Genomic DNA, 4,325 nt, shown 5'->3' with positions numbered 1-4,325 from the left:
GGATATAAATTTATGCAGAAAATGAATGATATTCAAAAAGCAGATAAAATCAACGCCTTGCAGGAAGAGCTCACGGGACTGATCGCTGCGGTGAGAGTGGAGCAGGATTCCAAAAAGAAACGCAAGATGATAGATCAGATTGGGGCGTACAACCGACAGATTGATAAGCTGAAATCGGGCAGGCTTTTAAGCCGGGAGACGAAGCGGGACATGGTGGCATATTCCTTCATTGCGCCCAATTTTATCGGATTTTGTGTTTTTACACTGATTCCCATTGTGTTCGCATTTGCCCTGGGATTTTTGGAGTGGGACGGAAGCAATCCCATAAAATGGGCCGGGCTCAGCAATTTTGCCCGACTGTGGGACGATACGTTTTTCCGGGCCGCCCTGAAAAACACGATTATTTATTGTATCGGAACCGTTCCCCTTACCATGGTGGCCTCCCTGGCTCTGGCCATTGTGCTGAATCAGAAGGTAGTGGGAAGAGGCATCTTCCGTACCCTGTCCTTCTTCCCCTATGTGGCGTCCCTGGTTGCTGTTACAGCCGTGTGGAAAATGCTGTTCCATCCCTCCAAGGGACCTATCAATAACATACTCTACACCGTGTTTCATGTGGCTCAGGAGGACCTGCCCCAATGGTTCAGCGGCGGGCTGGTGCTGCTTTCCATGATTTTGTTCAGTGTATGGAAATACATGGGCTATTATATGGTGATTTACCTGGCGGGCCTGCAGGGAATTTCCTCGGAGCTGTATGAGGCAGCCAGCCTAGACGGTGCCAACACCTGGCAGAAATTTCGTTACATCACCTGGCCCCAGCTAAGCTCCACCACCTTTTTCGTAGTGGTTATGTTGACCATCAACTGCTTTAAGGTATATGATATAGCTATCATGCTGGCCGGCGGCGGAAGCGGCGAGCTTACCACATCCGCCACGGTTCTAGTCTACTATATTTATCAAAAAGCGTTTATTGACTGGGATCTGGGCTATTCCAGCGCAGTGGCAATGGTATTGTTTGTGATGGTGCTTTTGGTTACCATTATTCAGTTCAGAGGCCAGGCGAGAAAGGAAAGGGCATAATGGCTTATTTATCATTGAAGGTTTTGGACAAGGACGGAAATACCATTTGTGTAAACAGCGGCGAGGATTTTGTGGATTTGGTGTGTACCCGCACCTATGAGGAGGGGGATCGGATTATGCTGGAAACCTCCGAAAAAAATATTCATGTAAATCTGCAGGTGGATGACGCATTGGGTTCTGCCTTTGTGTACATAACGGACAATGTTTCCTATGAGATACCCTTTGGCGAAAAGCGCATCAGCTATTCCCCCAAGGTATTCATGGGAGGACGTCACTATCTGTACGCGGAGACGGCTTCAAAGGAGGAAATTTCCCGGTACCGCAATCTTGCCCTGAATCCTGCGGACCAGCATAGGGATGTACCCTGTTACCCCCACGCCACGGCTAATGTGGAGACCAGAGGAGAGAGTGTGTTTGCCGCAAAGAACGCCATAGACGGTGTGAGAGCAAATCTCTCTCACGGTGAATGGCCCTATCAGTCCTGGGGAATCAACAGGCAGGCCGATGCTGCCATGAAGGTGGACTTCGGCAGAAAAATCCGCACCGGCATGGTGGTGCTTTACACCCGGGCCGATTTTCCCCACGACAGCTGGTGGACACAGGTGACCCTTCGATTTTCCGATGGCAGCAGCCAGGATTTTGCACTGGAAAAAACAAGCCGTGCCCAGTCGCTGACCTTCCCGGAAAAGGAGATTACCTGGCTTGAGCTGGGAAACCTGATCAAAGCCGACGACCCTTCGCCTTTTCCTGCCTTAAGCCAGATAGAGGTGTACGGTTACGTGGTGCTTTGAGCCATAGCATAATCTTTGACAATTTTTGATCATCTTTCGCAGGAACCGGACAAGAGAGGCGTCCTGCGGGAAAGGTATGGGAGAATATGAGATCAGCACATAAAAAAGCCGTTTTAGGCAAAGTGATTGTATACATCATACTGATTGTGATCGCGCTGATCATGATCATTCCCTTCCTCTGGATGCTCTCCGCATCCATCAAGAGCGACAGGGAAGTATTTCAGATGAATCCCTTTGTATGGATTCCTGAAGAACCCAAGTGGAGCAATTACTCTGACATTTGGACCCGGATTCCCTTTGCAAGATTTGTGGGAAATACGGTATATCTTACCGTTATTGTCACCTTTTTGCAGCTTCTGACCAGCAGCTTTGCGGCCTACTCCTTTGCAAAGCTGAATTTCAGGCATAAAAACGGGCTGTTTTTGGCCTATATAGCCACTATCGCTATGCCCTGGCAGGTATACATGGTGCCGCAGTTTATCATGATGCGCCGTATGGGACTGAATGACAAGCTCCTTGCCATTATCTGTCTGCAGGCGTTTTCGGCCTTCGGCGTGTTTATGATGAAGCAGTTTTACGAGGGCATTCCCGACGACCTATGCGAGGCCGCCAGAATTGACGGCATGAGTGAATACAGGATTTATGCAAAAATCATGCTGCCCCTGTCAAAGCCTGCCCTTTCCACGCTGACCATCTTTACCTTTGTGGCCACCTGGAACGATTACCTTGGTCCCTTGATCTATTTAAAGACCCAGGAAAAAAAGACCATTCAGCTGGGACTGAAAATGTTTATCAGCCAGTATTCCTCGGACTATGGACTGATCATGGCTGGCTCCGTGCTGTCCTTGATACCGGTGCTCATTGTATTTTTAGTGCTTCAGAAATACTTTGTGGAGGGCGTTGCATCCACAGGACTGAAAGGATAGTGCAGTTAAGGCTGTTTTTTGTGGGAAGAGCGATAAACAGACGGAGTGCATCCGTTAACACGTTTAAATACTTTATAAAAATAAGGTGTTTCACTAAAACCGACTGTTGCTGCGATCTGGTCAATGGTTAAATTATTTTCTTCAAGGAGGGTGCAGGCCGCATTCATGCGTACATGGAGGACATACTCGACGAAAGTAGTGCCTGTGCCCCTTTTGAAAAGCCTGCTTATATAGGAAGCGCTCATACCCACCTTATCTGCGACGGTATTGATGGAGAAATCGCGGCTTCCATAATTTTCTTGAACAATATTTTTTATTTTATTAAGCAGATTTTGCTGTTTTCCATCCTGTATCTGTAAAATGATATCTCTGACCTGATATAGGATGTCGGAAAAAGCAGCTTTAATATCGTTTATACTCTCATAGCTGCCAAGGCTGTATATAATGATGCCGCTGTAAAGTTTTTTCTCAAGCAGATGATTGCTCTGCAGCTTATTCAATGCGCGATCCAGGTTGGTAACAATCTGCATGAGTCCTAATTGAAAGTTTTTGTAGGAGCCTTTGGACATCAAAGTGAGCATTTCCTGCAAGGAAAGGAGGGCAATATCCATTTTCAGCTCTAAAACTGCCTGGGTGAAGGACTTTAATTGGCTTTCTGTAATTGCAGAATCGGACTGTTCCCTTGCTTCCAGCATATCAGGAGTAATGATGCAGCCAGGGCCGAATAATTGCTTGTAAGGTATTGTGTTACATAAATATTCGTAATTGTCAGGCAGCTGTTTTGCAGATATGGGTGAGGAAACCAGGCAGCTTATGGAAATCTGTAAAAGCGACATCAGTTTATCTTGTAAGTCACACAGCTTTTCAATCAGGATTTGTTCCTCCAAGGCAGGCTGTAACAGGCAGACGCACCGATAGTCATCCTCGTAAGCGGAGATGACATTGCCCTCATAATTTAGCAGTTCCTCAGCAATATTGAGAATGCTGTATTTGACAATTGGCAGCCCATCAGGGGAATCATAGCGCGCAGCTAATTGAGAGTAGTGGTCTATGGCAATCACAACAATAAGCGTGGGATCCGCTTGTGACAGAATGCAGGGAGCCTGGGCGTTGACAGCATGGAGAAAGTTGAGAATATTAAGCCTGTTTTGTGCATATTCCTTTTGACGCTTTTCTTGTTCAACCAAAGCCAGCTGCTGCTGATTTTGACGGTGCAGGCTGCTGAGACGGCGGAAAACGTTAATTACACCGATGCATAATACGGCAAAAAGCAATAAAAATGCAATCAGCTCCCACAAATAGGATCTTATGTCTATCAAATGAGCCATTTGATTTTGGTCTGTAACAGAAACCAACAGCCAGTCCTTTTCGAATACAGGCTGGTAACAGATAATATGATTCGTCTGAGAATCCTGTGAAAGGTAGTAGCCGCTGCTTAAAGGGCGGGAGGAAAACAGGGAGCTGACTTTAGTCAGGACTGATTCTGGTAACTGCCAGGAAGATGAATCCACAGGAAGGCAGTCTCCCTCTC

The 4,325-nt window shown here is 46.8% G+C and carries 4 protein-coding genes; 3 read left to right on the top strand and 1 reads right to left on the bottom strand.

Annotated elements, in window-relative coordinates:
• Positions 1-210 precede the first annotated feature (210 nt).
• The 3 genes from AC1WIP_RS12240 (at position 211) to AC1WIP_RS12230 (ending at position 2,794) form a co-directional block, all read left to right on the top strand.
• Positions 211-1,077 carry a carbohydrate ABC transporter permease gene (locus tag AC1WIP_RS12240; RefSeq protein WP_481142092.1) on the top strand — a complete coding sequence of 289 codons (867 nt, stop codon included), beginning with the start codon at positions 211-213 and terminating at the stop codon, positions 1,075-1,077.
• Complete coding sequence (locus tag AC1WIP_RS12235) at positions 1,077-1,868, top strand: DUF7402 domain-containing protein (protein ID WP_481142091.1); 792 nt, start codon at positions 1,077-1,079, stop codon at positions 1,866-1,868. Before AC1WIP_RS12240 ends, AC1WIP_RS12235 begins: the two co-directional genes overlap by 1 nt.
• Positions 1,869-1,954: 86 nt before the next feature.
• Entirely contained in the window at positions 1,955-2,794 is an 840-nt protein-coding gene (locus AC1WIP_RS12230; RefSeq protein ID WP_481142090.1) for a carbohydrate ABC transporter permease, read from the top strand.
• 5 nt (positions 2,795-2,799) lie between these two features.
• Here the strand turns inward: AC1WIP_RS12230 and AC1WIP_RS12225 are convergent, their stop codons facing one another.
• Positions 2,800-4,305, bottom strand: coding sequence for a helix-turn-helix transcriptional regulator (locus tag AC1WIP_RS12225; protein ID WP_481142089.1), 1,506 nt, complete (start codon positions 4,303-4,305; stop codon positions 2,800-2,802).
• Positions 4,306-4,325: the final 20 nt, after the last annotated feature.

The organism is Acetatifactor sp., from assembly GCF_982438285.1.
This window is presented reverse-complemented; position numbering and strand designations above follow the sequence as displayed.

What these genes read in the sequence shown, in the direction of transcription:
- AC1WIP_RS12240 (WP_481142092.1), top strand. Translation starts at nt 211, where the DNA reads ATGGTGGCATATTCCTTCATTGCGCCCAATTTTATCGGATTTTGTGTT.
- AC1WIP_RS12235 (WP_481142091.1), top strand. Translation starts at nt 1,077, where the DNA reads ATGGCTTATTTATCATTGAAGGTTTTGGACAAGGACGGAAATACCATT.
- AC1WIP_RS12230 (WP_481142090.1), top strand. Translation starts at nt 1,955, where the DNA reads ATGAGATCAGCACATAAAAAAGCCGTTTTAGGCAAAGTGATTGTATAC.